Annotated in this window: 22 protein-coding genes; 14 read left to right on the forward strand and 8 right to left on the reverse strand. The window is 73.6% G+C overall.

Annotated elements, in window-relative coordinates; translation table 11 throughout:
* Window positions 1-56: 56 nt before the first annotated feature.
* From ACZ6IM_RS05015 to ACZ6IM_RS05060, 10 genes are all read left to right on the forward strand, one after another.
* Complete coding sequence (locus ACZ6IM_RS05015) at window positions 57-1733, forward strand: NAD(P)/FAD-dependent oxidoreductase (protein ID WP_469554298.1); 1677 nt, start codon at window positions 57-59, stop codon at window positions 1731-1733.
* Window positions 1730-3277, forward strand: a complete 1548-nt coding sequence (locus tag ACZ6IM_RS05020) for an ATP-binding protein (RefSeq protein ID WP_469554300.1) — start codon at window positions 1730-1732, stop codon at window positions 3275-3277. Before ACZ6IM_RS05015 ends, ACZ6IM_RS05020 begins: the two co-directional genes overlap by 4 nt.
* Window positions 3274-3627 carry a UBP-type zinc finger domain-containing protein gene (locus ACZ6IM_RS05025; protein WP_052837305.1) on the forward strand — a complete coding sequence of 118 codons (354 nt, stop codon included), beginning with the start codon at window positions 3274-3276 and terminating at the stop codon, window positions 3625-3627. The genes ACZ6IM_RS05020 and ACZ6IM_RS05025 overlap by 4 nt, the downstream gene beginning before the upstream one ends.
* 116 nt (window positions 3628-3743) lie before the next feature.
* Window positions 3744-6710 (forward strand): helix-turn-helix transcriptional regulator, encoded by a 2967-nt coding sequence (locus tag ACZ6IM_RS05030; protein WP_052837304.1) that lies wholly within the window; start codon window positions 3744-3746, stop codon window positions 6708-6710.
* 85 nt (window positions 6711-6795) lie between these two features.
* Complete coding sequence (locus tag ACZ6IM_RS05035; RefSeq protein WP_052837303.1) at window positions 6796-8103, forward strand: CAP domain-containing protein; 1308 nt, start codon at window positions 6796-6798, stop codon at window positions 8101-8103.
* A 58-nt stretch (window positions 8104-8161) separates the two neighbouring features.
* Complete coding sequence (locus tag ACZ6IM_RS05040) at window positions 8162-8839, forward strand: AIM24 family protein (RefSeq protein WP_052837302.1); 678 nt, start codon at window positions 8162-8164, stop codon at window positions 8837-8839.
* Window positions 8840-8939: 100 nt separating this feature from the next.
* On the forward strand, window positions 8940-9899 hold the full coding sequence (locus tag ACZ6IM_RS05045; RefSeq protein ID WP_052837301.1) for a threonine/serine dehydratase: 960 nt from the start codon (window positions 8940-8942) through the stop codon (window positions 9897-9899).
* 140 nt (window positions 9900-10039) lie between these two features.
* Window positions 10040-11683 (forward strand): serine/threonine protein kinase, encoded by a 1644-nt coding sequence (locus ACZ6IM_RS05050; protein WP_469554304.1) that lies wholly within the window; start codon window positions 10040-10042, stop codon window positions 11681-11683.
* 57 nt (window positions 11684-11740) lie between these two features.
* Window positions 11741-12718 (forward strand): LLM class F420-dependent oxidoreductase, encoded by a 978-nt coding sequence (locus tag ACZ6IM_RS05055; RefSeq protein WP_052837299.1) that lies wholly within the window; start codon window positions 11741-11743, stop codon window positions 12716-12718.
* Window positions 12719-12812: 94 nt separating this feature from the next.
* Window positions 12813-13241 (forward strand): SsgA family sporulation/cell division regulator, encoded by a 429-nt coding sequence (locus ACZ6IM_RS05060; RefSeq protein WP_052837298.1) that lies wholly within the window; start codon window positions 12813-12815, stop codon window positions 13239-13241.
* A 62-nt stretch (window positions 13242-13303) separates the two neighbouring features.
* Here the strand turns inward: ACZ6IM_RS05060 and ACZ6IM_RS05065 are convergent, their stop codons facing one another.
* A complete protein-coding gene (locus ACZ6IM_RS05065; protein WP_469555225.1) occupies window positions 13304-13729 on the reverse strand; it encodes a DUF6328 family protein in 426 nt (141 codons plus the stop codon).
* A gap of 231 nt (window positions 13730-13960) precedes the next feature.
* On the opposite strand from ACZ6IM_RS05065, the gene ACZ6IM_RS05070 reads away from it, so the two are divergent.
* Entirely contained in the window at window positions 13961-14305 is a 345-nt protein-coding gene (locus ACZ6IM_RS05070; protein ID WP_052837296.1) for a hypothetical protein, read from the forward strand.
* 27 nt (window positions 14306-14332) lie between these two features.
* On the opposite strand, the gene ACZ6IM_RS05075 is transcribed toward ACZ6IM_RS05070, so the two are convergent.
* From ACZ6IM_RS05075 to ACZ6IM_RS05095, 5 genes are all read right to left on the reverse strand, one after another.
* Window positions 14333-15316 carry an aldo/keto reductase gene (locus ACZ6IM_RS05075; RefSeq protein ID WP_052837295.1) on the reverse strand — a complete coding sequence of 328 codons (984 nt, stop codon included), beginning with the start codon at window positions 15314-15316 and terminating at the stop codon, window positions 14333-14335.
* Window positions 15317-15328: 12 nt separating this feature from the next.
* Window positions 15329-16588 (reverse strand): FAD-dependent monooxygenase, encoded by a 1260-nt coding sequence (locus ACZ6IM_RS05080; protein ID WP_469554307.1) that lies wholly within the window; start codon window positions 16586-16588, stop codon window positions 15329-15331.
* A 98-nt stretch (window positions 16589-16686) separates the two neighbouring features.
* Window positions 16687-17388, reverse strand: a complete 702-nt coding sequence (locus tag ACZ6IM_RS05085; protein WP_469554309.1) for a ribonuclease H family protein — start codon at window positions 17386-17388, stop codon at window positions 16687-16689.
* Window positions 17389-17418: 30 nt separating this feature from the next.
* On the reverse strand, window positions 17419-18216 hold the full coding sequence (locus tag ACZ6IM_RS05090) for a VOC family protein (RefSeq protein WP_052837292.1): 798 nt from the start codon (window positions 18214-18216) through the stop codon (window positions 17419-17421).
* A 115-nt stretch (window positions 18217-18331) separates the two neighbouring features.
* Window positions 18332-18814 (reverse strand): VOC family protein, encoded by a 483-nt coding sequence (locus tag ACZ6IM_RS05095; protein WP_052837378.1) that lies wholly within the window; start codon window positions 18812-18814, stop codon window positions 18332-18334.
* 202 nt (window positions 18815-19016) lie between these two features.
* Between ACZ6IM_RS05095 and ACZ6IM_RS05100 the strand changes: the two genes are divergently transcribed.
* Both ACZ6IM_RS05100 and ACZ6IM_RS05105 read left to right on the forward strand, forming a co-directional pair.
* Window positions 19017-19664, forward strand: coding sequence for an ATP-dependent Clp protease proteolytic subunit (locus ACZ6IM_RS05100; RefSeq protein ID WP_052837291.1), 648 nt, complete (start codon window positions 19017-19019; stop codon window positions 19662-19664).
* 1 nt (window position 19665) lies between these two features.
* Window positions 19666-20268 carry a ClpP family protease gene (locus tag ACZ6IM_RS05105; protein ID WP_052837290.1) on the forward strand — a complete coding sequence of 201 codons (603 nt, stop codon included), beginning with the start codon at window positions 19666-19668 and terminating at the stop codon, window positions 20266-20268.
* A gap of 51 nt (window positions 20269-20319) precedes the next feature.
* Here ACZ6IM_RS05105 and ACZ6IM_RS05110 read toward each other — a convergent pair whose 3' ends face one another.
* Window positions 20320-20748 carry a helix-turn-helix domain-containing protein gene (locus ACZ6IM_RS05110; RefSeq protein WP_052837289.1) on the reverse strand — a complete coding sequence of 143 codons (429 nt, stop codon included), beginning with the start codon at window positions 20746-20748 and terminating at the stop codon, window positions 20320-20322.
* A gap of 256 nt (window positions 20749-21004) precedes the next feature.
* Here ACZ6IM_RS05110 and ACZ6IM_RS05115 point away from each other — a divergent pair, with 256 nt between their 5' ends.
* Window positions 21005-21892, forward strand: a complete 888-nt coding sequence (locus tag ACZ6IM_RS05115; RefSeq protein ID WP_052837288.1) for an RNA polymerase sigma factor SigF — start codon at window positions 21005-21007, stop codon at window positions 21890-21892.
* 40 nt (window positions 21893-21932) lie between these two features.
* On the opposite strand, the gene ACZ6IM_RS05120 is transcribed toward ACZ6IM_RS05115, so the two are convergent.
* Complete coding sequence (locus ACZ6IM_RS05120; protein WP_052837287.1) at window positions 21933-22388, reverse strand: ATP-binding protein; 456 nt, start codon at window positions 22386-22388, stop codon at window positions 21933-21935.
* Between the last annotated feature and the right edge of the window lie 100 nt (window positions 22389-22488).

The raw sequence follows: 22488 nt of genomic DNA on the forward strand, positions 1-22488 counted from the left end.
CGGTGCGGTGACGGGGACGCCGTGCCGTGAATCCGGCCGCTCGACGTGGGGGACGTATGGCACAGGCCGACGGGGAGACACGGACCGTCATCATGACCGTGGACGACGATCCGGGGGTCTCCCGCGCCGTCGCCCGCGACCTGCGGCGGCGCTACGGCGCCACGTACCGGATCGTGCGCGCGGAGTCCGGCGAGTCGGCGCTCGACGCACTGCGGGAACTGAAGCTGCGCGGCGACCTGGTGGCCGTGATCCTCGCCGACTACCGGATGCCGCAGATGAACGGCATCGAGTTCCTCGAACAGGCCCTGGACGTGTATCCGGGCGCCCGGCGGGTGCTGCTGACGGCGTACGCGGACACCAACGCGGCGATCGACGCGATCAACGTCGTCGACCTGGACCACTACCTGCTCAAGCCCTGGGACCCGCCCGAGGAGAAGCTGTATCCGGTCCTGGACGACCTGCTCCGGGCCTGGCGCACCGGCGACCACCGTCCGGTGCCCAGCACCAAGGTCGTCGGGCACCGCTGGTCGGCGCGGTCCTCGGAGGTCCGGGAGTTCCTGGCCCGCAACCAGGTGCCCTACCGCTGGTACTCCTCGGACGAGGCGGAGGGGCGGCGGCTGCTGTCGGCGGCCGGGCAGGACGGACAGCGGCTGCCGGTGGTGATCACGCCGGACGGGACCCCGCTGGTGGAGCCGGAGGCCCCCGACCTGGCCGCGCGCGTGGGCCTGGCGACCACGCCGACCGCCGACTTCTACGACCTGGTGGTGATCGGCGGCGGCCCGGCCGGGCTCGGCGCGGCCGTGTACGGGGCCTCGGAGGGGCTGCGGACGGTGCTGGTGGAGCGGTCGGCAACGGGCGGGCAGGCGGGGCAGAGCTCGCGCATCGAGAACTACCTGGGCTTCCCCGACGGCGTCTCCGGCGGCCAGCTCACCGACCGGGCCCGGCGGCAGGCGGCGAAGTTCGGCGCCGAGATCCTCACCGCGCGCGAGGTGACCGGCCTGGAGGCGAACGGCGCGGCGCGCGTCGTCCGGTTCTCGGACGGCTCGGCGATCGCCGCGCACAGCGTCATCCTGGCGACCGGCGTGTCCTACCGGCAGCTGACCGCGCCGGGCACCGAGGACCTGGCCGGCTGCGGGGTGTTCTACGGCTCGGCGCTGACCGAGGCGGCCTCCTGCCAGGGCCACGACGTGTACATCGTCGGCGGTGCCAACTCGGCCGGGCAGGCGGCGATGTACCTGGCCCGGGGTGCCAAGTCCGTGACGCTGCTGGTGCGCGGCGACTCCCTGGCGGCGTCGATGTCGTACTACCTGATCCAGCAGATCGAGGAGATGCCCAACATCCGGGTGCGCTGCGGCACCGTCGTGGAGAGTGCGCACGGCGACGGCCACCTGGAGCACCTGACGCTGCGCGACGCGGTCAGCGGCGCCACCGAACTCGTCGACGCGCAGTGGCTGTTCGTGTTCATCGGCGCGGCCCCGCTGACCGACTGGCTGGACGGCACGGTGCTGCGGGACGAGCGCGGGTTCATCCTGGCCGGGCCCGACCTCACGCCCGACGGGCGGCCACCGGCCGACTGGGAGCTGGACCGGCCGCCGTACCACCTGGAGACCAGCGTCCCCGGCGTGTTCGTGGCGGGCGACGCCCGCGCGGAGTCCGCCAAGCGGGTCGCGTCCGCCGTCGGAGAGGGAGCCATGGCCGTGATGCTCGTCCACCGGTACCTGGAGCAGTCGTGAGCGGGCGGCCGATGCCGTGCAGCCCCGGGGAGATCGGGAAGCTGTTCCTGTTCGAGAAGCTGACGCCCGAGCAGCTGGGCCGGCTGTGCGCCGAGGGCCGGGTGGAGCTGTTCGACCCCGGCCCCGTGTACGCGGAGGGCGAGGACGCCACCTGCTTCTACGTGCTGCTGGAGGGGACGGTCGTGCTGACCCGCCGGGTGGGCGGGGACGAGGTGGAGACCAACCGCACCTCGCAGCGCGGGGTGTACGCGGGCGCGATGCAGGCGTACGTCGGCGACCGGGTACCGCAGGTCTACAACAACTCGATGCGGGTCACCGAGCCGACGCGGTTCTTCGTGCTCCCGGCGGACACGTTCGCGGCCGTCATGCGGGAGTGGTTCCCCATGGCCGTGCATCTGCTGGAGGGGCTGTTCTTCGGGTCCAAGAACACCCAGCGCGCCATCGGCCAGCGCGAGCGGCTGCTGGCACTGGGCTCGCTGTCCGCGGGTCTCACCCACGAGCTGAACAACCCGGCGGCGGCCGCGGTGCGGGCCACCTCGACGCTGCGGGAGCGGGTGGCGAAGATGCGGCACAAGCTCGCCGTGATCGCGGAGGGCCCGTTCTCCCGCGACGCGCTGGCGGGGCTCATCGAGATCCAGGAGCGCACGGCGGAGCGGGTGGCCAAGGCGCCCTCGCTCAGCCCGCTGGAGGCCGCCGACCGGGAGGACGCCCTCGGCGACTGGCTGGCGGACCACGGGATCGAGCAGGGCTGGCAGCTGGCGCCGACCTTCGTGCAGGCCGGTCTGGACACCGACTGGCTGGAGCAGGTCGCGGCGGCCGTGGACGCGGAGATCCTGCCGGGAGCGGTCGGCTGGCTCAACTACACGGTCGAGACCGAGCTGCTGATGAACGAGATCGCGGACTCCACCGCCCGGATCTCGCACCTGGTGGACGCGGCCAAGCAGTACGCGCAGCTCGACCGGGCGCCGCACCGCACGGTCGACGTCCACGAACTCCTCGACAGCACCCTGCTGATGCTCTCCGGGAAGATCGGCCCGCGGATCGAGGTCGTCAAGGAGTACGACCGTACGGTGCCCCGGGTCCCGGCGTATCCGGCGGAGCTGAACCAGGTGTGGACCAACCTGATCGACAACGCCGTCGCCGCGGTGAGGGACGCGGGCGGCGAGGGGACGCTGACCGTGCGGACGGCGCTCCACCACGACCGGCTGCTGGTGGAGTTCCGGGACACCGGCACCGGGATCGCCCCGGAGATCCGGGAGCGCGTCTTCGACCCGTTCTTCACCACCAAGCCGGTGGGCGAGGGCACCGGGCTCGGTCTCGACATCTCCTGGCGGATCGTGGTCGACAAGCACCACGGCAGCCTCCAGGTCGAGTCCGTGCCGGGCGACACCCGCTTCCAGGTGCTCCTGCCGCTCACCGCCGCGGAACCCGATCAATCCGATTCAGCCGATTCAGCCGATTCAGCCGATACAGCCGATACAGCCGATCCGAGCGATACAGCCGATCCAGCCGATCGGACCGATCCGACCGAGGAGCCGGTATGACCAGCGACACCGGAATCGACCCCACCGTCCCGCCGAGCGGCACCGGCTGCGCCGAGTGCGACGCGGCCGGCGGCTGGTGGTTCCACCTGCGGCGCTGCGCGAGCTGCGGCCACGTCGGCTGCTGCGACAGCTCACCGGGACAGCACGCGACCGCCCACTACCGGTCCACCGGGCATCCCGTGGTGCAGAGCTTCGAGCCGGGCGAGGACTGGTACTGGGACTACGCGACCAACGAGGTGCGCGAGTCGGGCCCCGCCCTCGCCCCGCCCGCCAGCCACCCGGACGACCAGCCGTCGCCCGGCCCGGCGGACCGGGTCCCGGCCGACTGGGCGGCCTCCCTCCACCGCTGACCCGGCCGCGGGACCGCCGGCGCCGCCCGTGCCGGGGTCGTTGTCGTACGGCCCCCGGGCCGGGGCGCGGACGGGCCGCGAAACCGGCAGGACCGCTGTCCGACCCGCGTGTCAGGATGGGCGGCGTGTCGCTGACCTCTCTCACCAGCCCGCTCGTCGGCCGCGAGGACGAACTCGCGCGTCTCACCGGCGTGCTGGAACGCGCCCGCACCGGTGAGGCCCGCGCGGTCCTCGTCGCCGGGGACGCCGGGGTCGGCAAGACCCGGACCCTGGACGAGGTCGCCGGGCGGGCCGCCGCGGCCGGGACGACCGTGGTCACCGGTCACTGCGTGGACCTGGGCGACGTGGGTCTGCCGTACCTGCCGTTCACCGAGATCCTGGGCGTGCTCGCCGCCGACGAGCGGTTCACCGCCGTGCTGGCCCGGCATCCGGTGGCCGACCGGCTGCTCGGCGGCGGTCCGGACGACGGGAGCGACGCGGCTCCCTCACGGCTGCGGCTCTTCGAGGGCGTGGCCGCCCTGCTGACCGACCTGGCGGACGTCGCCCCGCTGCTGCTGGTCCTGGAGGACCTGCACTGGGCCGACCAGTCCTCCCGCGACCTGCTGAGGTTCCTGCTCAGCCGGGGCGTCCTGCAGCGCCCTGCGGGCGGCGCGCCCGGCCACCGGCTCGCGCTGTTCGCCTCGTACCGGGCCGACGACCTGCACCGACGCCATCCGCTGCGCCCGCTGCTGGCCGAGCTGGTCCGCCTGCCCGGCGTGGAGCGGCTGGAACTGCGTCCGCTGCCGGACGCCGACGTGGCCCGGCTGGTGCGCTCGCTGCGCCGGCGACGGCTGCCGGACACCACCGTGCGCCGGATCGTCGAACGGGCCGAGGGCAACGCCTTCTACGCCGAGGAGCTGGTCGCCGCCACGGACACGCCGGCCGGGGGCGTCCCCAGCGGGCTGGCCGACGTCCTGCTCATCCGGTTCGAGCAGCTGTCCGAGACCGCTCAGCAGGTGCTGCGCACCGCCGCCGTGGCGGGCCGCCGGGTGGGGCACGAGCTGCTGCGGGACGCCGTCGGGCTGCCCGAGGAGGAGCTGGAGTCGGCGCTGCGCGAGGCGGTGGAGCGGCAGTTGCTGGTCGCCGGCGACGGGGACACCTACTCCTTCCGGCACGCCCTCGCCCGGGAGGCGGTCTACGCCGACCTGCTGCCCGGTGAACGGGCCCGGCTGCACGGCGCCTTCGCCCGGCTGCTCGCCGGTCCGGACCGCCGCTCGGACCACGCCGCCGAGCGCGCGCACCACTACCGCGAGAGCCACGACCTGCCCGAGGCGCTCGCCGCGTCCCTGGAGGCCGCCGACCACGCCCAGCGGGTCGGCGCGCCCGCCGAGGAGCTGCGGCACGTCGAGGCCGCCCTCGACCTGTGGACGGCGGTCGACGCCGCCGCGCGTCCCACCGGACCCGACGCGGTGACGCTCACGCTGCGCGCCTCGGCGGCCGCCGTGCACGCCGGTGAACTGCACCGCGCGGTCTCCCTCACCCGCTCCGCGCTGGCCGGCCTCGGCCAGGACGCGGACCTGGAGCTGGCCGCCCGCGTCCGCTACACCCTGGCCGGCAATCTGCTGAGCGTCGACAACCTGGAGTCCGCGTACGCCTACAGCAGCGAGGCGCTGGGCCTGATCCCCGCCGATCCGCCCTCGTCGACGTGGGTGTGGGCGGCGGCCACGCATGTGACGGCGGCCCGCCAGGTCGGTGAGAACGAGACGGCGCTGCGGGTGGCCCGCCGGGCGCTGCGGGCCGCCGAGCAGCTGGAGGTGACCGACGCCCGCGCCGATCTGCTGATCTCCCTGACGAGCCTGGAGGGCGGCAGCCGCGCCACCCCCGAGGGCCGGGAGCGGCTCCTCGAGGCACGCGAGCTGGCGCGGCGGGCGGGCAACGCGCCCGTGGAGCTGCGCGCGCTGTTCAACCTCGCCATCGGCTGCTTCGAGTCCGGTGACCTGGAGGAGTGCCTGCCCTGGGCGTCGGAGGGGCTGGACCGGGCCCGCCGCTCCGGGCTGCTGTCCTCGCCGTACCCGCGGGAGATGCGGTATCTGCGGCTGCTGGTGCAGTACACGCTGGGCCACTGGGACGAGGTGCTGCGCGAGTCCGCCGAGGACGCCGGGGAGCGGCCGGCCCTGGACGGTCACGCCCTCGGGCCCGGGCTGTACGTGGCGCTGGCGCGCGGCGACTCGGGGGTGGCCGACCGGGCCCGCGCCCTGCTGAACGGGCCGTTCGACTGGATGGCGCGGATGGTGGCGGCGGTGGTGCTGACCGACGCGGCGGCGCTGCGCGGGGACGCGGAGGACGCCGTGCGGTGGATGCGGTCCAGCGTCGAGACGCTCACCGAGGCCGGCACGCGGCCCACCGTGACGCTCCGCCTGGCCACCCTCGCGCTGTCCGCCGTCGCCGACACCGTGACCGAGTCGCGCCGGGCCGGGGACGACGCCGGGGTGGCCCGCTGGTCGGACACGGCGGCCGAGCTGCTGGCCGACGCCCGCTGGTCCGCCGGGCACGGTTACGACGACCTCCCGCAGGGGCCGGAGGGCCAGGCCTGGCTGGCGCGCGCGGAGGCCGAGTGGTCCCGGGTCGCCGACGCCGCGCCGGACCCGGCGGCCTGGGAGCGGGCGGTGGCCGCCTTCACGTACGGCGACGCCTACGAACGCGCGCGGTGCAGACTGCGGCTGGCCCAGGCGCTGCTGGCCGCCGACCGCCGCGAGGAGGCGGCCGCCGAGGCCGGCGCCGTGCGCCGGGAGGCCGACCGGCTCGGCGCGACGGTGCTGCGCGAGCGGGTCGACGACCTGGCCCGCCGCGGCCGGCTCACGGGCACGGCACCGGCCGGGGCGGGCGCCGCGGCGCTGACCGCCCGCGAGCAGGACGTGCTGCGGCTGCTCGCGCTGGGGCACAGCAACCGCCGGATCGGGGAGGAGCTGTTCATCAGCGCCAAGACGGCCAGCGTCCACGTGTCCAACATCCTCGCCAAGCTGAACGCGGCGAGCCGCACGGAGGCGGTCGCGGTCGCCCACCGGCAGGGCCTGGTCGCCCCGGAGCCGACGTCGTCGCACTGAGCCGGGCCCCGGGAACCCACGCCCCCGGGCGGACGTTGACCCGGCACCGGTACCCGGAGCGCGCACCACGACACAGGACGGCACGATGAGCGACTTGGTCCCCGGGGGCAACGTCCCTCTGCCGGGCGGCCCCGTGAGCGTACGGGTGCCCGGCGGCTTCGACGTGTCGGCGCTCGTCACGGACGACGGCGGCAAGGTCGGCGGCGACGAGGACTTCGTCTTCTACAACCAGCCCGAGGCACCCGGCGCGCGGCTGCGGGACGACACGCTCACCGTCGATCCGGCGCGGCTGCGGCCGGGTGCCACCCGGGTGACGGTGGCGGTCAGCCCGTCGGACCCCGGCACCGCCCTGAGCGCGCTCCCCTCCCCCACCGTCCGGGTCACCGACGCCCGCGGCGGGGCCGTCACCCGGTTCACCCCCGCGCCCGCCGGACCGGAGAGCGTGCTGCTGCTCGTGGAGTTCTACCGGCGCGGCGGGGCCTGGAAGATACGCGCCCTGGGGCAGGGCTACGCGGACGGACTCGCCGGACTCGCCCGGGACTTCGGCGTGGAGGTGACCGACGAGGCGTCGCCGCCGGCCGCCGCCGCCGCACCGGAGCCTTCCCCACCCGGGGCCGCGTCCGACGACTTCCTGCACCTGGTCAACTCCGCCCGTGCCGCGGCCGGTTCACCCGCCGTGCGGGCCGACTCCCGCCTGCTCGACGCGGCCCGGGCGCACGCCGCCGCCATGGCCGCCGCGGGCACCCTGAGCGTCGAGACGCGGGACGGCGTCTCGGTCCACCAGCGCGTCGTCGCGGCCGGATTCGCCTGTCTCACCGTCGGCGAGCACCTGGTCTCGGGCCCCCGCACGCCCGCCGAGTTCGTCGCGTACTGTCTGCGCACCGAGCGCACCCGGCGCACGCTGCACGACGCCCGCTTCACACACGCCGGATGGGCGCACGTCACCGGCGGGCCGTCGGGCGACACGTACTGGACGGCGCTGTGGGCCCTGCCGCTCACTCCGGAGGGCCTGGCCCGCACGACGGCGGAGGTCGTCGGTCTCACCAACCGGGAGCGGGCCGCGGCGGGGCTGCCCGCCCTGGCCGTCGACGCCCGGCTGACCGCCGCGGCGCAGGCGCACAGCGCGGACATGGCGGCCCGCGACTTCTACTCCCACACCGATCCGGACGGCGGCAAGCCGTGGGACCGGGCCGCCGCCGCGGGCGCCGCCCGGCGCACGGTCGGCGAGAACATCGCCTGCGGCCAGCGCTCCCCCGCCGACGTGGTCGAGGGCTGGATGAACAGCCCGGGGCACCGGGCCAACATCCTCAAGGCCGACTTCACCCACATCGGTGTCGGCCTGGCCGCCGGCGGCCGGGCGGGCACGTACTGGACCCAGCTCTTCGGCGGCTGAACCCGTCCACCGGCACCCGATCTTGGCGGAACGGGACGCTCCGGGACAGGATGCCGTCATGAAGGGTGACCTCTTTTCCAGCGAGCACATGGTGCAGCCCGCCACCGCGCCGGGCATGACCGTCGAGAACTCCAAGTGCATCCGTTACGCGGTGAACGGCGAGATGCTCGCCCGGCAGGGCGCGATGATCGCCTACCGGGGCAGTCTCCAGTTCGAGCGCAAGGGCCAGGGCGTGGGCGGCATGCTCAAGCGGGCGGTCACCGGGGAGGGACTGCCGCTGATGGCGGTGCGCGGACAGGGCGAGGCCTGGTTCGCGCACGAGGCCCAGAACTGCTTCGTCGTCGAGGTGGAGCCGGGTGACGAGTTCACCGTCAACGGCCGCAACGTCCTGTGCTTCGACGCGTCGTTGTCCTACCGCATCGCCACCGTCAAGGGCTCGGGCATCGCCGGGGGCGGACTGTTCAACAGTGTCTTCACCGGGCACGGCAGGCTGGGCCTGGTGTGCGAGGGCAATCCGCTGGTCATCCCGGTCTCGCACCAGTACCCGGTCTACGTCGACACGGACGCGGTCGTCGGCTGGTCCGCGGGGCTCTCGACCTCCCTGCACCGTTCGCAGTCGATCGGCTCGATGCTGCGCGGCGGTTCGGGCGAGGCCGTCCAACTGGTGCTCCAGGGCGAGGGCTTCGTCGTCGTACGGCCGAGTGAGGCGACGCCGCAGAAGACGCAGCAGCACTGAGCCCGCCTTCCTCCCCCGGGATCCGTGTTGACCTTGGGGGCGTCGCGCGAAAGGGTGCGAAGGGGCGCGGATCACCGCCCGCGCCGGAAGGAAGACTGCCTTGATCGGGATCACGGAGATCGAAGCCGCGGCCGAGCGGATCGCCGGACATGTCGTACGCACCCCGACCGTGCCCAGCCCGGGGCTGTCCGCGCTGCTCGGCGTCCCGGTCACCGCGAAGCTGGAACTGCTCCAGCGCACCGGATCGTTCAAGGCGCGCGGCGCCACGGCGAAACTGCTGTCGCTGACCGAGGCCGAGCGGGCCGCCGGTGTCGTCGCGGTCAGCGGCGGCAACCACGGCATCGCGGTGGCGGTGATGGCCGCCGCCCTCGACGTGAAGGCCACGGTGGTCATGCCGCGCACGGCACCGGCCCGTTCCGTGGAGATCGCGGAGGAGGCGGGCGCGGTGGTGCGGCTCACCGACGGGATGGACAGCGCCTTCGCCCTCGTCGGCCGGCTCCGTGAGGAGGGGCTGACCCTGGTCCACCCCTTCGACGACCCGGTGGTGATCGCGGGCCAGGGCACCGTGGGGCTGGAGTTCGCAGAGGACTGTGCCGACCTCACCGACGTGCTGGTGAGCATCGGGGGCGGCGGGCTGATCGCGGGCGTGGCGGCGGCGCTGCGGGCGCTGCGGCCCGGGGTGCGGATCTGGGGCGTGGAGACCGAGGGGGCCGAGGCCATGTCCCGGGCGCTCGCGGCGGGCGGGCCGCTCGCGGTGCCCCTGTCCTCGGTCGTCACCACGCTCAGTGCGCCGGCCGTCTCCCAGGTGACCTACGACCATGTGTCGGAGCTGGTCACCGAGGTGCTCGTGGTGCCGGACCGGGAGGCGGTGCGGGGTTCGCTGGCGCTCGCCGAGCACGCCAAGGTATGGACCGAGCCCGCCGCCGGCTGTCTGCTTCCGGCGGCCCGGCGGGTGGTGGAGCGGGTGGGCGACGACGCCCGGATCGGGCTCGTGGTGTGCGGGGGCAATGCCACGGTGGCCGACATGGCGGTGTGGGCGGACCGCTTCGGACTGCGCTGAGGCCAAACGGGGCGCGGACCCGGCGCGCCGCTCTTTTGAAGAAGGGTCAGAAACGGGGCGGCCGGGCGCGTTCGCTGAACGCTCCCCCGCCCCCTCGACGTACCTCTGGTCGAGCAGAGAGCCGACGGTGCGAGCGAGGGATGGCCATGGGCAGGGCGCACGTCTCCACACACGAGCTGGTCGCCGGACGCTACCGCCTGTTCGAGGTCGTCCAGCGCGAGACGAACCGGGTCTGCTGGTCCGGGGAGGACGCCACGACGGGCCGGCCGTGCCTGGTCACGCGGATCGCGCTGCCGCAGGACCGGGCCGGTGAGGCCGCCCGCCGGGCCCCGGGCCGGGTGATCCGCACCGGCGAGACCATGGCGTCGCTGTGCCCCGGGCGGGTCGCCGTGGTGCTGGACGCGGTGGTCGCGGACGGCGTGCTGTGGACGGTGACCGAATGGGTCGCCGGTGTCCCGCTCGGTGACCTCCTCGACCGCCGGGGCGCGTTCAGCTACGCCCGGACGGCCCGCGTCGGCCTGGAGCTGCTGGCGGTGCTGGAGGCGGCCCACACCCACGGCGTGACGCACGGCGAGCTGAGCCCGGGACAGGTGTTCGTGCGCGAGGAGGGCTCCGTCGTCGTCACCGGCTTCGGGCTGGCCGGCGCCACCCTCGCCCCACGGCTGACCGCGCCCGCGTACGCCTCTCCCGAACAGGCCCGCGACGAGCGGATCGGGCCCGCGGCCGACCTGTGGACGCTGGGCGCGATCCTCTACACGATGGTCGAGGGCCGGCCGCCGTTCCGTGACCGGGGCCGGCCCGAGGCCACGCTGAAGGGGGTGGACCGGCTGCCGCTGCGCACGCCGGTGCGCGCCGGTCCGCTCGCCCGGGCCGTGCAGGGGCTGATGCGCAAGAACTCCCGGGAGCGGCTGACCCGCCCGGTGGTGCGCGCGGCCCTCGTCCGGGCGCTGACGGAGGAACCCGGCACCGCCATGGCCGAGGTGACCACGCGGCCGGGGCTGCGCGGCGTCTGTGCCGCCGCACGGCAGGCGGGCCGCGGCCGGTCGCGGCGGACCGTGGCCGCCGGGACGGCCCTGGCGCTCGTGACGGTCACGGCCGCCGTCCTCTCGGTCCTCGCGGTCACCGACGGACTCCCCGGCACGGGCGAGGGGGCCGCCACGGGCGCCCGGCCGCGCCCCTCGGCGCCCGCCGACCCTCCCACCGGCCCCGGCCCCGCCTCCTCCGCCCCGGGGCGGTCGCCCTCCTCCTCCGCCTCGCCCTCCTCCCCAGCAGGCGGGCCGGGCCCGAGTGCCACCCCGTCGCAGCCGGGTGCCCCCACCCCGGCCGGGTTCCGCCGCTACGACGCGCCGGAAGGCTTCTCCGTCGTCCTTCCCGGCAACTGGCGGCGACTGGACACCGCGCGGGTGGCGGGTGGCGCGTACCGGGTGGTCTTCGGCGCGTCCGGCGACCCGCGCACCCTCGCCATCACCTACAGCAGGAGCGCGGGCCCGGACCCGGTGGCCGTCTGGCGCGACGACGTCGAGCCGGGCCTCGCCCGCTCGGACGGCTACCGCCGGATCGGCGAGATCCGCGCCACCACCTACCGGGGGCGTGCGGCGGCCGACATGGAGTGGCTGGCCGGGGACGGCGGCACCCGGGTCCGCACCTTCGGCCGCGGCTTCCTGCTCGGCGGCGGACGCAGCTTCTCGCTGCGCTGGACGACTCCGGCCGGCGACTGGGACGACACCGCGAACGAGCGGGCGCTCGCCGCCTTCCTCGGAACCTTCCAAGAGGACGGGCCCTGACCCCTTCCGCCCCGTTTCCACCTGTTTTCCCTCCGGCCGAGCGGGGACTCGGCCGCCATGGCACACATCGGATACACGATGATGACGGAGCAGGCAGGCCCGCGTGAACTCGTCGGCCATCTGGTGCGGGCCGAGGAGGTGGGGTTCGACTTCTCGGTGACCTCGGACCACTACTTCCCCTGGCTGCGCACGCAGGGCCACTCGCCCTACGCCTGGAGCGTGCTGGGGGCCGCGGCGCAGGCAACCTCCCGCATCCCGCTGATGACGTACGTGACGTGTCCGACGTTCCGGTACCACCCGGCGGTGGTGGCGCAGAAGGCGGCGACGCTGCAGCTGCTGTCCGAGGGGCGGTTCCGGCTGGGTCTCGGCTCGGGCGAGAACCTCAACGAGCACGTGGTCGGCGGCGGCTGGCCGTCCGTCGACGTACGGCACGAGATGCTCCAGGAGGCCGTGGAGATCATCCGGGGGCTCTTCGCGGGCGGCCACGTCAACCACCGCGGCACGCACTTCGACGTGGAGTCGGCCAAGCTGTGGGACCTGCCGCAGAGCGCTCCCCTCATCGGCATCGCCGTCTCCGGCGAGCGTTCCTGCAAGCTGGCGGGCGAGTTCGCCGACCTGGTGATCGCCACCGAGCCGAAGGCGGGGCTGCTGGAGTCCTTCGACCGGCACGGCGGAACGGGCAAGCCGCGCGTGGGCCAACTGCCCGTTTCCTACGACCCCGACCGCGACACGGCGATCAAGCGGGCCCACGCGCAGTTCCGCTGGTTCGGCAGCGGCTGGAAGGTCAACTCCGAACTGCCGCACCCGGACTCCTTCGACGCGGCCACCCAGTTCGTGACGCCCGACGACGTCGCCGAGTCCATTCCCTGCGGTGACGACCCGGACGCCTTCGTGGCGGCCGTGCGCCCGTACGTGGAGGCCGGGTTCACCGAGATCGCCCTGGTGCAGATCGGCGGGGAGTCGCAGCCGGCCTTCCTGGACTGGTCGGAGAAGACCCTGCTGCCCGCGCTGCGTGAGGAGTTCGGCCGCGACTGAAACCCCCGGGGCCGGCGAATCACCCGGACGGCTGAGCATCTCGCCGGTGTTCGGGGTACTAAGGGGCTCTACGTCCGTCCTCCTGGAGGTCCCCGTGAACACCGCCGTGCACAAGACCGTGGTCGTGCAGCTCCAGGCGGGCGACACCGCCGAACGGTTCCCCGTGCTCGCCCACCTCGGGTACGAGGCGGCGGACCCGTTCGCCCTCACTATGGTCTTCAGCCACGACGGCCGGGTGCTCGCCCGCTGGGCGCTGGACCGAGAGATGGTCGCCGAGGGGCTCACCCGGGCGGTGGGCGTGGGCGACGTGCGGCTGCGGCCGGAGTCCCGGGGCATGTGGGACGAGCTGCGCATCGAGCTGCTGGGCGACGACCGGGGCGACGGGGGCCGCCACCGTGCCGTGGTGTTCGTGTGGGCCACGGCCGTCGAGGCGTTCCTGCGCGAGACGTACGCGGTGGTCCGGCCGGGGCGGGAACGGGTAAGCGTCGACGACTTCCTCGCCGAGCTGACGGCGGAGGGGTGACGGCGGAGGGGTGACGGCGAGGGCTCACCGCCGAGGGCCGGGGGACCGCGGGCCGCGGGACCTCAGCGGGCCGTGTGGCGGTGCCGGGTCCACAGCGGGATCCCGAACCAGCACAGCAGGTACCAGAGCACCACGCCGGTGACGAGGTAGGGCACGAAGCCGTCGTGGGTCGCGACGCGCAGGATCAGCAGCAGTGAGCAGGCCGTCGTGGCGAGCAGCAGCACCAGCCCGAGCACGGTCAGCCGGGACGCCCACCGCACCGCCTGGGGCTTCACCCGCCGTCCGGAGACGAGGCGGTGCAGGGACACCGGGCCGATCAGGGCGCCGGTCGTCACGGCGCCGAGAACCACCGTGATCAGGTAGATCGTCTGGTCGGTGTCCGAGAGGTTCTCGTACTTCGGCTGGAACACGACCGTGAGCAGGAAGCCGAACAGGATCTGCACGCCCATCTGCGCGACGCGGACCTCCTGGATCAGCTCCGTCCACATCCGGTCCGCCCGCTCCTCCTCGGTCTCGTTGCGGCCCCTGCGCCGGCCCGAGCCCTCAGCGGCTTCCGAGTCCCTCACATCGTCCTCCCGATGGCCGTCGCTGCGTCCTCTTCCCTGTTCCCGGGATCCCCGTACTCAGGCGCCGGGCCGGGGCGGCGGCCGCCGGTTTGGGTGACCGGGAGGCGGTTACACGGGCCGGGACCGACCGACGCGCGGCAAGGAAGGCGAAGGATGTCCGACACTCAGCTCACCGTGACGCTCGACGGCGGCGGCATCGACGACGCGCGGGCGATCGTCCGCGCCCTGGAGGGCGTCTTCGGGACTCCCGACGCCCCGCCCGCCGACGAGGGGGCGACGGTGCGTACCGCGACCTTCGACTCCCCGGGCGCCCCGCGGTCGGACTCCGCCCCGGCAGCGGGCGGGACACTGTCCGCGCCGGTGACGGTCACCGTCCAGGGCACTCCGCAGGCCGTGGAGGCGGCGAGCGAGACGCTGTCCCGCGCCTTCACCGCGCAGGACGACGGAGCGGCCTCGGGCGACCAGGAGCGGGAACGGCAGCTGCTCCTGGTGCCGTGAGGCCGCTCGGCACCGTCCGCCGGCCGCCTACCAGCGGCCCTCGACCTGGTCCTTGATACGGCGGTCGTAGAGGTCGCGGATCGCGGCGAGGGTGGCGTCGGACAGCTCCGGCAGCCGGGCGGCGTCCGTGTTGGCGCGCGCCTGCTCGGGTGAACGGGCACCCGGGATCACGGTCGTCACGCCGGGCTGCTGGACGATCCAGCGCAGCGCCAGCTGGGCCGGGGTGTACCCCTCGGGGGCGAGCGCGGCGAACTCGGCGGCGGCCTGCACTCCGGTGGCGAAGTCGACGCCGGAGAAGGTCTCGCCCTGGTCGAAGGCCTCGCCGTGCCGGTTGAAGTTCCGGTGGTCGTTCGCGGCGAAGACGGTGTCCTCGGTGTACTTGCCGGTCAGCAGACCGGACGCCAGCGGCACCCGGGCGATGATGCCGACGCCCGCCTCGCGGGCCGCGGGCAGGACCTCGCGCAGGGGCTTCATACGGAACGGGTTGAGGATGATCTGGACGCTCGCCACGTTCGGCCGGGCGATCGCGGTGAGCGCCTCCTCGCAGGTCTCGACGCTGACGCCGTACGCGGCGACGCGCTCCTCCTCGACCAGGGTGTCCAGGGCGTCGAACACCTCGTCGCTGGAGTAGACGGCCGTCGGGGGGCAGTGCAGCTGCACCAGGTCGACGCGGTCGACGCCGAGGTTGCGGCGGGAGCGGTCGTTCCACTCCCGGAAGTTGTCCAGGACGTAGTTCTGCGGGATCTGGTCGACCCGGCGGCCCATCTTGGTGGCGACCAGCACGTGCAGGTCGGGCCTGCTGGCGAGGAAGGTCGCGATGGTCTGCTCGCTGCGGCCGTCGCCGTAGACGTCGGCCGTGTCGAAGAAGGTCACCCCCGACTCGGCCGCCGCCTCCAGTACCGCGAGGGCTTCCTTGTCGTCGACGTCTCCCCAGTCGGCGCCCAGTTGCCAGGTGCCGAGGCCGACCACCGACGCGTGCTGATCCGACCTGCCGAAAGTGCGCTCGTCCATGGCGTCAGTCTGTCATCCGCGGTCCGCGGGCACCGCGTCGGGACGCCCGGAGCGGCCCGGCCCACCGCCGGTGGGGAGCCTGCGTGCCTGGCCCGTGCGTGCGAGCACGGGCCCCAGCCGGCGCTTGAGCCGCCGCAGTGTCTCCAGCCGGCCGGCCGCCCGGTCGATCCGGTAGTACAGGCGGGGCGGGAGGTACGGCAGCAGCGGCGAGTGGCGCTGGCCGAGCAGGGCGAACATCTCCTGGGGCGGCAGGTGGATGTAGCGGGGCAGGTTCTCGTACCACTGGGCGCTGAGCCGGGCCGCGCTCTGCACCGGCAGCAGGGCCGCCCGGCGTTCGCGTTCGTAGTGGGCGAGGGCCTCCGGGAGGGTCTCCCGCTCGTGCAGCGCCGCCGACAGCGTCATGGCGTCCTCCAGGGCGAGCGTGGTGCCCGCGCCGATGGAGTAGTGCGTGGTGTGGGCGGCGTCGCCGAGCAGGACGAGGTTGCCCCGGGACCAGGTGCGGTTGGCGAGGGTGCGGAAGGTGCGCCAGGGGGTGCCGGCCCGGCCGTTCGACCGCGCGGTGAGCGGGTGTCCGTCCAGTACGTCCGCGAAGAGCTTTTCCAGCAGGACCAGTCCCTCGCCCTCGTCCGCCCGGTCCAGGCCCAGGCCGGTCCAGGTCGCGGGCGCGCACTCGACGACGCAGGTGCTGCCCTCGGGGCCGAAGCCGTAGCCGTACGCCCAGATCCAGCCGTGGCCGGTCTCCACGAAGGCGAAGGTGAAGGCGTCGAAGACCTTGGTGGTGCCGAGCCACACGTAGGGGTTGCGGCCGCCGGTGATCTCGGTGCCGAAGTGGTCGGCGTGCCGGGTGCGCAGGGCGCTGCCCGCCCCGTCGGCCGCCACCACCAGGTCGGCGGCGGGCGGGTTCGCGCCGTCGACCGGGTGCTCGTGCTCCAGGCGTACGCCCAGCTCGCGGGCGCGGGCGGCGAGGATCGCGAGGAGCCGGTGGCGGCCGATGCCGAAGCCCTCGTCGCCTTGGTGCCGGGTGGCCAGGTCGCCCACGTGGGCGACGCCGTCGCGCCAGCGCACCGAGTGCTCCTCGACGGCGCGCGCGGACTCGGGGTCGTGCTCCTGGAGCCGGTCGAGCAGTCCGCGCCAGTAGGTGACGCCCCAGCCGTAGGTGGAGCCCTCCGGGTCGCGCTCGTGGACGGTGACGTCGTGGGACGGGTCCCGCCGCTTCAGCAGGATCGACAGATACAGTCCGGCGGGCCCACCGCCGACGCAGGCGACCTTCACACACACCCCTGGTATGCACTCATAACGGTCATTCGGGACCGCAGAGTAACAAGGGAGGGGCCGTGGTCCGCCGCCGCGCGGCCGGGGGCGGGCGCGGTTTATCCGGCGGCCACCGTGCGGCACTCCGGGTGGCCCCAGCCCTGGTCGTTCTTGGCGATGGACTCTCCGGCCGCGTAGGAGCGGCCGCACAGGCAGCGCCCGGCGAATTTCGCCTTGATGGTGCGCGCCGGGGAACCGCCGCCCTTGCGGGCCGCGCCCGACGCCCGGCGCGGCGCCTTGCGGGCCGCCGGCACGTCCGGCGCGGGCGGCGGCTCCGGCGAACCGAGGGCGGTACCCGCGGCTTCCTGGACCACGGCCGCCTGGCTGGCGGCCCGGTCGGCGAAGTCGTTGAGCCGGTCGCCGTCGACCTGGTGGGCGGGCACGTAGCGGAACTCGACCGAGCGGCCGTCGAGCAGCTCGTCGATGCGCACGACCAGCTCCTGGTTGGCGACGGGCTTGCCCGCGGCGGTCTTCCAGCCGTTGCGCTTCCAGCCGGGCAGCCAGGTGGTGACGGCCTTCATGGCGTACTGCGAGTCCATGCGGACCTCGAGCGGTACGCCCGGGTCGGTCGACGCCAGCAGGCGCTCCAGAGCCGTGAGTTCGGCGACGTTGTTGGTGGTCCTGCCGAGCGGGCCGGCCTCCCAGCGGACCGGATTCTCCGACGCGTCGGCCAGCACCCAGGCCCAGCCGGCCGGACCCGGGTTTCCCTTCGAAGCCCCGTCGCACGCGGCCACTGCTCGTTCACGCATGCGTCCGATCATGCCATGGCCCGGCGGGGTGTCCGGACAGGGTCAGGAGACGTCCGTGAGCGTGGGCATCTCCCCCTCCGTGGTCGTGGTGTCGATCACGGAGAAGTTCGCGCCCTGCGGGTCGCTGAGCGCCGCGAACCGGCCGAACGGGGTCGTGACCGGACCGAACCGCAGGACGCCGCCGAGCTTCGTGGCGCGCGCCACGGCGTCGTCGCAGTCGGCGACGGCGAAGTAGACGTTGATGTAGGGCGGGACCTCGGGCGGGAACTCCTCCGTCATGGCCATCCGGCCCAGGACGGTGCGGTCACCGAGGTCGAAGATGCGGAAGTCCACCTGGTCGTCCCGCATCTGCTTGGCCCGGTAGGAGAAGACCGCGGGGAAGAAGGCGTCCGACTTCGCGGGCTCGCGGGTGAAGACCTCCGCCCAGCAGTACGCGCCGGGCACGGCCGTCGCCTCGAAGCCCTCGTGGGCGTCGCCCTGCCAGACGCCGAAGACGACGCCGCTCGGGTCCCGGGCCAGGCACATGGTGCCGTAGTCGCCGACCCGCATCGGCTCGAGGAGCAGTTCCCCGCCGGCCTCGCGGATCCGGCCGGCGGTCGCCGCCGCGTCCGGGGAGGCGAAGTAGAGGCACCACTGGGACTGGTCCTCGTGACCGGGCGGGGGCGGGACCACGGCGGCCACGGCCTTGCCGTCCGCGTAGCACTGGGTGTAGTTGCCGAACTCCGACGACGACTCGCCGAAGGTCCAGCCGAGGACGTCGCCGTAGAAGGTCTTGGCTCCCTCGACATCGCTGAACATCGCGTCGGCCCAGCAAGGGGCCCCTTCGGGTTGCACGGCCATGACTGCCGCCTCCTGTGCGGGCGAATGGTTTCGAACTGTGCGGGACGAGATGACCGGATACGGTCCGGTTCCTCACGCTAGTCATCCCGTCCACGCCCCGCGCGCCGACGGCGCGTCACTGACCGGCGTACGCCTGCTCCAGTGCGGCGATGTCGAGCTTGCGCATCGACATCATGGCCTTGTTGGCGCGCGCCACCTTGGCGGGGTCGGGGTCGCGGAACATCTCCTCGAGCCGGCGCGGGACGACCTGCCACGAGACGCCGAACCGGTCCTTGAGCCAGCCGCAGGGCCCGTCCTCGCCGCCGCCCTCGGTGAGCCTGGTCCAGTAGTGGTCGACCTCGTCCTGGTTCTCGCAGGTGATCTGGAAGGAGATCGCCTCGTTGAACGTGAACTGCGGGCCGCCGTTGAGGCCCACGAACTTCTGGCCGTTGGCGGTGAACTCGACGGTGAGCACGGAGCCGGCGGGCTGGGGTGCTCCCTCGGGGTAGCGCGTGACGGCGTCGATGCCGGAGTTCTTGAACACGGAGACATAGAAGTGGGCGGCCTCCTCGGCGTCGCCGTCGAACCACAGGCAGGTGGTGAATCCGTCGGTGCTCATGAGTACCTCCAGGGAGCGGAACACGGTCACCACTGTCGACCGGCGCGGTCCGCGGAACTCATCGCTCTGCCGGTGGCGAATCTGCCGCGGGCAGAGAAAGCACCGGCAGGGGCCGTGGCGGACCGAGAGTGGAGGAACCGCGGCGCCATCGGCCGCGGCCCACCCCCCTCCCCCACTGACCACGACTCGACAAGGAGCGCCGATGTCTCCACTCATCGCCTCACCGGCCCGACCGCCCAGGGCCGAGGAGGGCGACACCCCCGCGACCCGGTTCGACGACCGGCTCGCCGAGCAGCTGCTCGACCAGCGGATCGTGCTCCTGGGCACCCAGGTCGACGAGGTCTCCGCGAACCGGGTCTGCGCCCAGCTGCTGATCCTGTCCGCGCAGGACCCGCGCACCGACATCAGCCTGTACATCAACAGCCCCGGCGGCTCCGTGCACGCGGGACTCGCCATCTACGACACCATGCGGCTGATCCCCAACGACGTCTCGACGCTCGCCATGGGGTTCGCCGCCAGCATGGGGCAGTTCCTGCTGAGCGTCGGCACGGCGGGCAAGCGCTACGCGCTGCCGAACGCGCGGATCATGATGCACCAGCCGTCGGCGGGCATCGGCGGCACCACCGCCGACATCGAGATCCAGGCGGACAACCTGGAGTTCACCAAGCGGGCCATCGAGCGGATCACCGCCGAGCACACCGGTCAGAGCGTCGAGACCATCTCCCGGGACGGCGACCGCGACCGCTGGTTCACGGCCGAGGAGGCCAGGGAGTACGGAATGGTGGACCAGGTCGTGCAGTCCCTCGCGGACGTCCGCCCGGCCGCCACCAAGCGACGGATGGGGCTGTGACATGGGGAGCTACACGATTCCTAACGTCGTCGAGCGGACCCCGCAGGGCGAGCGGTCCTACGACGTGTTCAGCCGGCTGCTGTCGGAGCGGATCATCTTCCTGGGGACCGAGATCGACGACGGTGTGGCCAACGTGGTGATCGCGCAGCTCCTGCACCTGGAGTCGTCGGCCCCGGAGAGCGAGATCGCCGTCTACATCAACTCCCCCGGCGGCTCGTTCACGTCGCTGATGGCGATCTACGACACGATGTCCTTCGTGCAGGCGCCGATCTCGACGTTCTGTGTCGGGCAGGCGGCCTCCACCGCGGCGGTGCTGCTGGCGGGCGGCGACCCCGGGCGGCGGTTCGTGCTGGAGCACGCGCGGGTCCTGCTGGGGCAGCCCGCCAGCGGCGGCCGGCAGGGGACGGTCTCCGACCTGGCACTGCAGGCCAAGGAGATGGTGCGGATCCGCTCCCAGGTCGAGGAGGTGCTGGCCCGCCACACCCACCACGACGTGGCGACACTGCGCGCGGACATGGACCGCGACAAGGTGTTCACCGCCCAGGAGGCGGTGGCGTACGGGCTGGCCGACGAGGTGCTCGCCCAGCGCCTGGCGCGGGTGTGAGAGGCCGGGCCGGCGCCCCGCACCGTGCGGGGCGCCGGCCCGTGCGCGGCCTCAGGCGGCCAGGCACATCCCGTCGAACCGCGCGCCGGACGTGCCGCGGCCCGCTCCCGCGCCGGTGTGCCGGGAGGTGAGGCGGACCAGCTCGCCCTGCGCGCGGGCCAGCAGGTCGCCCAGGCCCAGTCCCAGGGCGCCCGCGGCGGCGGCCAGCACTTCCGAGGACGCCTCCTTGCGGCCGCGCTCCACCTCCGACAGGTAGGGCATGGAGATCCGGGCGGCCTCCGCGACCTCCTTCAGCGTGCGCTCCTGCTCCAGGCGTTCCCGCCGCAGGACGTCGCCGACCAGGTCGCGCCACAGCGGCTCCCGTACGGTGGGCGGCCTTCGCTCCGGGGGAACCTGCGAGGCGGCGGGGCGCGCTGCGGGGCGCCCGGCCCGTGGGCGCAGCGCGATGACGCGGGCTTCGTTCGGCACGTGGCTGGTCACCTCCTCAGCCTAGGGGCCCGGCCGCGTCACGGAAGGGGGCGGCGTTCCGCCCTCAGGGAAATCCGGGCGGGTTCCGGGGGTGCCGGGCACGGCCCGCCGCACTAGCCTGGAAGGCGGAGACACCACCCCGCGAAGACGCCGCGGCACAAGTATTGCGCCACCCGTGGAAACGGGTGGCATGGTCCGTCGCGGCCCGGGTACCCGCAAGCGGGCAAGCCTAGGGAGACGTCGCACCGTGACTTTCGTGGGAGAGGCAATGGAGACCGCCGTGGTCCGGCCGCAAGCGCAGGTTGTCGAGGAGGCCGCCGGGAGCGGGACGGGTGAGGGATCACCGCGGGATGCCGTGGACCCGCGCACCGTGGCCCCGCGTGACGCGCGGCAGTTGTCCCGCCAGTTCTTCCGGCGCCTGGCGGAACTCGAGGAGGGCACGCACGAGTACCAGTACGCACGCAACACGCTGATCGAGATGAACATGTCGCTCGTGCGGTTCGCGGCGGGCCGCTTCCGCGGCCGCGGGGACGACATGGAGGACATCGTCCAGACCGGCATGATCGGCCTGATCAAGGCGATCGACCGCTTCGAGCTGTCGCGCGAGGTGGAGTTCACGTCGTTCGCGCTGCCCTACATCGTCGGGGAGATCAAGCGCTTCTTCCGGGACACCACCTGGGCGGTGCACGTGCCGCGGCGGCTCCAGGAGCTGCGCGTGGAGCTGGCCAAGGCCCGCGAGGAGCTCTCCTCCCGCCTGGACCGCGAGCCCACCGTCGCCGAACTCGCCACGCTGATGAACCTCAGTGAGAAGGAGGTGGTCGAGGGGCAGATCGCGTCCAACGGCTACAACTCCTCCTCGCTGGACGCCGCCCTGACCGGTGACGGACCCGAGAGCGGCGAGTCGGTCCTGGCCGACTTCATCGGAGTGGAGGAGGACGGGCTGCGGCTCATCGAGGACTTCCACTCGCTGGCCCCGCTGATGGCCGAGCTGAGCGAGCGGGACCGCCAGATCATCCACCTGCGGTTCGTGGAGGAGGCGACCCAGGCGGAGATCGGCGAACGCCTCGGCTGCTCCCAGATGCACGTCTCCCGGCTGATCAAGCGGATCATCACCCGGCTGCGCGAGGGCATGCTGGGTGAACTCGGGTGCGCCTGAGCCCCGGCCCGCTGTGAAGACGCCGTGACGACGGTGCCCTTCACCCCTCGGTGAGGGGCACCACGGCGCGCACGCGCTTGCCGACCGGGACGCGTTCGACGACGACCGTCTCGACCAGGGCGTGCACGATCTCCAGGCCGTGCCGGCCGACCCGCTCGGGGTCCCGGGGGAAGCGCTGGGGCACGGCGCCGCTGCTGTCGTACACGGTCACCACCACCGAGCTGCCGGTGCCCTCCAGCTCCAGGATGTACGGCCCCCTGCTGTGCCGGTCGGCGTTGGTGACCAGCTCGCTGACCACCAGGAGCACCGCGCCGTCGGCGCGGGGGCCGATCGTGGCGCACCACTCGGTCCTCAGCTGGTCGAGGAAGAGCGAGGCGAAGGAACGTGCCTGCGCTATGCATCCCGGCTCACCGGAGTAGTGCGCCGCCCGCCTCAGCGGTTCGACGGGTACGTCGAAACCAGTCGGTATCACTGCCCCGTCCAGGTACTCGGTCATACGTATCTCTCTCGGAAGCCGGACTGGCCGGACTCTGCTGCGTCTGTCCTCGTACCCCGTGCCGCGCGTCGCAGTCCCCCTCTCCTCCCGGTGCGGGAAT

It is taken from the genome of Streptomyces sp. NPDC042336, from assembly GCF_055581985.1.